Source organism: Aminobacter sp. P4_H6_2, from assembly GCF_056400805.1.
In genome coordinates this window covers 1-3,718 of the sequence record NZ_JBFUKO010000537.1, presented here as the reverse complement: position 1 = coordinate 3,718, position 3,718 = coordinate 1, and the positions used below count along the sequence as shown (strand labels likewise).

At 60.7% G+C, this 3,718-nt stretch carries 4 protein-coding genes; 2 read left to right on the top strand and 2 right to left on the bottom strand.

Annotated elements, in window-relative coordinates:
* The coding region (locus AC1DUU_RS26035) for a DUF6537 domain-containing protein (RefSeq protein WP_476786259.1) at positions 1–720 on the top strand (720 nt) is incomplete at its 5' end.
* Between the two features lie 18 nt (positions 721–738).
* On the opposite strand, the gene AC1DUU_RS26030 is transcribed toward AC1DUU_RS26035, so the two are convergent.
* Positions 739–1,284: a MarR family winged helix-turn-helix transcriptional regulator gene (locus AC1DUU_RS26030; protein WP_476786258.1), complete on the bottom strand. Its 546-nt coding sequence runs from the start codon at positions 1,282–1,284 to the stop codon at positions 739–741.
* A 242-nt stretch (positions 1,285–1,526) separates the two neighbouring features.
* Entirely contained in the window at positions 1,527–2,318 is a 792-nt protein-coding gene (locus AC1DUU_RS26025) for a cyclase family protein (RefSeq protein WP_476786257.1), read from the bottom strand.
* Between the two features lie 575 nt (positions 2,319–2,893).
* Here AC1DUU_RS26025 and AC1DUU_RS26020 point away from each other — a divergent pair.
* Positions 2,894–3,718, top strand: an 825-nt coding sequence (locus tag AC1DUU_RS26020; protein ID WP_476786256.1) for an ABC transporter substrate-binding protein, incomplete at its 3' end; no start/stop codon positions are given.

Genomic DNA, 3,718 nt, shown 5'->3' with positions numbered 1-3,718 from the left:
GATGAGTATATCCACACCGCGTCGCGCTTGCTAATGATTGACCGGGACGCCGGTGGCGTAGCCTGGAACTTCGGCTTCTGCCAGGAGATCGCCAAATACCTCGCCGTCGCCATGGCCTATGAMGATGTCGTGCGCGTCGCCGACCTGAAAACCCGTTCGACGCGCTTCGAGCGCGTGCGCAAAGAAATCGGCGCGACTGGCGAACAGCTCGTCTACACCACCGAATACATGCATCCGCGGGCCGAGGAGGTGGTTGGCACCATGCCGGCATTCCTGGGGCAATTCATCGAGAGCCGGCCCACGCTGCTCAAGCTGCTGGAGCGACTGTTCAGCAAGGGTCGGCGGGTGCGCACCGGCACTATCGGCTGGTTCCTCGCACTTTATGCCTTGTCGAGCCTGAAGCCGATACGACGCACCATGCTGCGTCACAAGCGCGAGATGGCACACATCAAGAACTGGCTGGATACGGCCACCGCCATGCTGCCGACAAACTATGATCTGGCCGCCGCCGTGGTGGGCAGTCGTCGACTGGTCAAGGGCTACTCTGATACGCACAGCCGCGGCCAGGGCAAATTCGACAAGGTTTTGTCAGCTGTTCCCATGCTGCAGGCACGGGAGGATGGCGGAACCTGGCTCAAGCGTCTTGTTCAGGCAGCGCTACAGGACGAAGCCGGCAAGTCGCTCGATGGCGCGCTGGCAACCGTCAGAAGCTTCACGTGAGGGTTTTTCCTGTTCCGCCTATAACTCGGCTTTTCCGTCGCCGGCCTTTGCCGCAGCTTCATCGACGCTGAACTTGTCGACATTGCGAAGGACCTTGTGCAACGTGACGATGAAGGCATCGTACTCGTCGGGTTCGATACCTTCGAACAGCTGTGAAAAGATGCCAAACAGCACCGGCCAAAACTGCTGGAAGACGTCGCGACCGGCATCGGTGATGTAAACTTCGCGGACACGCATGTCGTCGGCGCGCGACTGGCGGCGGACAAATCCCTGCTCCTCAAGCGCATCGAGGGTGCGGCTCATCGTCGACTGCTCGACCACGGCAAGGAACGACAGCTCGTTGACGGTCAATCCTGGCGAGATCGTCAGCAGCGCTATGGCCCGCATCTTGGGCGTCGTCAGGTCGAGCGGGCGCAGCAATTCCTGCAGGTTGGCGTTGTAGCTTGCCGACAGCCGATTGATGAGATGCGGCGCAAAGCGGTTGAGCCCGATTTCGCCAAGGCTGGGCAGGCGGTTGCCGTCGCCTGCCTCTCTGAACGACCCGAGGAAGTATTTCGTGACCATTGCTACCTGTTCGGCTCGATGGAGTTCGTCGCTGTCCGAATTGCCATGAAGCCGATTATCCGGCAACCGTCCAGAGCGTCGCTGCCGAGATCAGACGCACAACGTCGCACTAGAACGAAAGGCCGGGCGCCAAACGGCAACCCGGCCCACGCCGTGGCGATTGGTTCCTCGATATGAAGCGCCATCCGCCTTTCGGCGACGGCGGCGGTGGGAGCCGCCGCAGTCCTCAAAAAATTACTAGCTCAGGCCCGAGGCGCGAGCGCGAAGGCGCGTACCGGGCTGCCGGTACCCCCGACGATCTTAAGCGGCGCCACGACCAGCACGGCACCCGTGGCTGGCAGCTTGTCGAGGTTGCACAGGCTGGCAAGGCCGTAGCTGCCGACTTCCAGCAAAAGGCTGTGCGCCGGGAATGGTGGGTCCATCGCCACCGCGCTGCCGGCATCGGTGCCGACGCATTCGTTGCCAAAACCGAGCACTCCTCGTTCTACCAGGTAGCGCACGCAATCGACGCTCGGACCAGGCGTGTGCGGGCCCYTTTCATCGGCGTTCAGGAAGGCTTCGGTGGAAGTGTTTCGGTGATACCAGTCCGAGCGCATCAGTACCCAGGCTCCCTTGGGGATCRCGCCGTGGACGGCTTCCCATGCCTTGACGCCATCGGCGGTGAGCAGGAAATCGGGATTGTCAGCCACTTGCTTCGAACAATCAATGACCACGCAAGGCGCGACAAAGGACTGGGGCGACACGGTGTCAGTGGTGCCCTGAGCGACATCCTTGCCGGAAATCCAATGCGCTGGGGCATCGAAATGCGTGCCGGTGTGTTCACCCAGCTCCATCCAGCCCCAAGCCCACCATGGGCCGTTCGCGTCATAGCGCGAGATCTCGTGCATCTTGAACTTCGGCGTGTTCTTGGCGAAATCCGGCGGCAGATAGAGAACCGGGGTGTCCGGCCCTAGCGGAGCGGTCAGGTCGACGATCTGGACCGCGCCCGTGGCGATTGCTGAAGCGAAATCCGCCAGCGTCTGGTTGGCACTCATCTTGGCTCTCCTCCTCCTTGATGGGCCCGAAGCCCAAGTCCTGCTCAGCCTATTCAAGTCATATGCATTTGCAAATATTATTTTCGCATTGACGTCAGTGGCGCCGGTATCCTTCGAGCACGAATATCCCCGCATGCATGGTTTTTGATCACGCAGGCTTGCCGACCGCCCCACCGAGGTTACGCCGGACCAAGCCAAACTGCGTTCGTCGCTCCGGCAGACCCGTGGCATTGCTACTTCTTTTCGGCTGCAGTCCCGAAGAAATACCTCATTTCGACGCAAAGTCGATCAAAATCCGCGGCCGCGCAGGAGCAGCGGCCGCCGGCTTCATCCTGCCATGCAAGGCATTGCGGATGAAGCTAACAGATTGACACCAAAGAGCATTTTTCTACTTGCGGATGGCCGATCACGTCGATTTCGCGTCCTGCAACCTCGCTTTACAACACCAATTTTTTGTGCGCTTATGATCAAATGATGAAACAGAGGAGCCTTGCCGCGACGCCTTCACCAACAGGCAGCAAAGCCTGAGACGAGCGCGCGGCGGCCATCATCCAAACAAGGGGAACAGAACTGTGATGAACAAGACCAAGGGCCTGATGCTGGCTAGCATGCTCGCGGCCACAGCGTTTTCCACGTCATCGGCAATGGCTGACGAAGCCGCCTGCCCGGTCAAGATCGGCGGCGTGCTGTCGCTGACCGGCTCGATGGGTGCCGTGGGCAAGAACATCGCCAACAGTGCGCAGCTCGCCATTGCCAACATCAACGAAGGCGGCGGCATCAAGGGTTGCCAGGTCGAGTTTGTACTGCGCGATGACCAGGGCCAGCCCAATGTCGGCGTCGACGCGGCCAAGTTTCTTGTCGATGTCGAAGGGGTCAAAGCCTTGACGGCCAGCATTGGCAGCGGCGTTACCATCCCGATCCTGACCTCGGTTTCGGCTCCCTCGCAGATACCGCAGATCGCCTGCTGTGCGTCCGCCCCGATCCTCACAACGCTCGCGCAGGAAGGCAAGACAAGCGGCTTCTTCTTCCGCACCCAGCCGACCGTCAAGAACCTCGCTTATCCGCCGGCCAAGATCGCGGCCGAGCGCGGCTTCAAGCGCATCGCAATCATCTACGTCAACAACGACTACGGCACGAGCCTTCTGAAGGATTTCTCGACGGCAACGGAGAAGCTTGGCGGCGAAGTGGTGAAAGCGGTCGCCTTCAACGAGAACCAGGCCTCGTATCGCGCCGAAGTGTCCGCCGCGCTCGCAGAAAAGCCGGATGCGATGTTCCTTGTCGCCTTCCCGCAGGATGGTGCGACGATCACTCGCGAATGGATCTCGCTTGGCGGCACCCAATCGTTGATCCTCAACAACGCGCTGCGCAGCCCCGACTTCGTCAAGGCGGTGGGCTCCAAG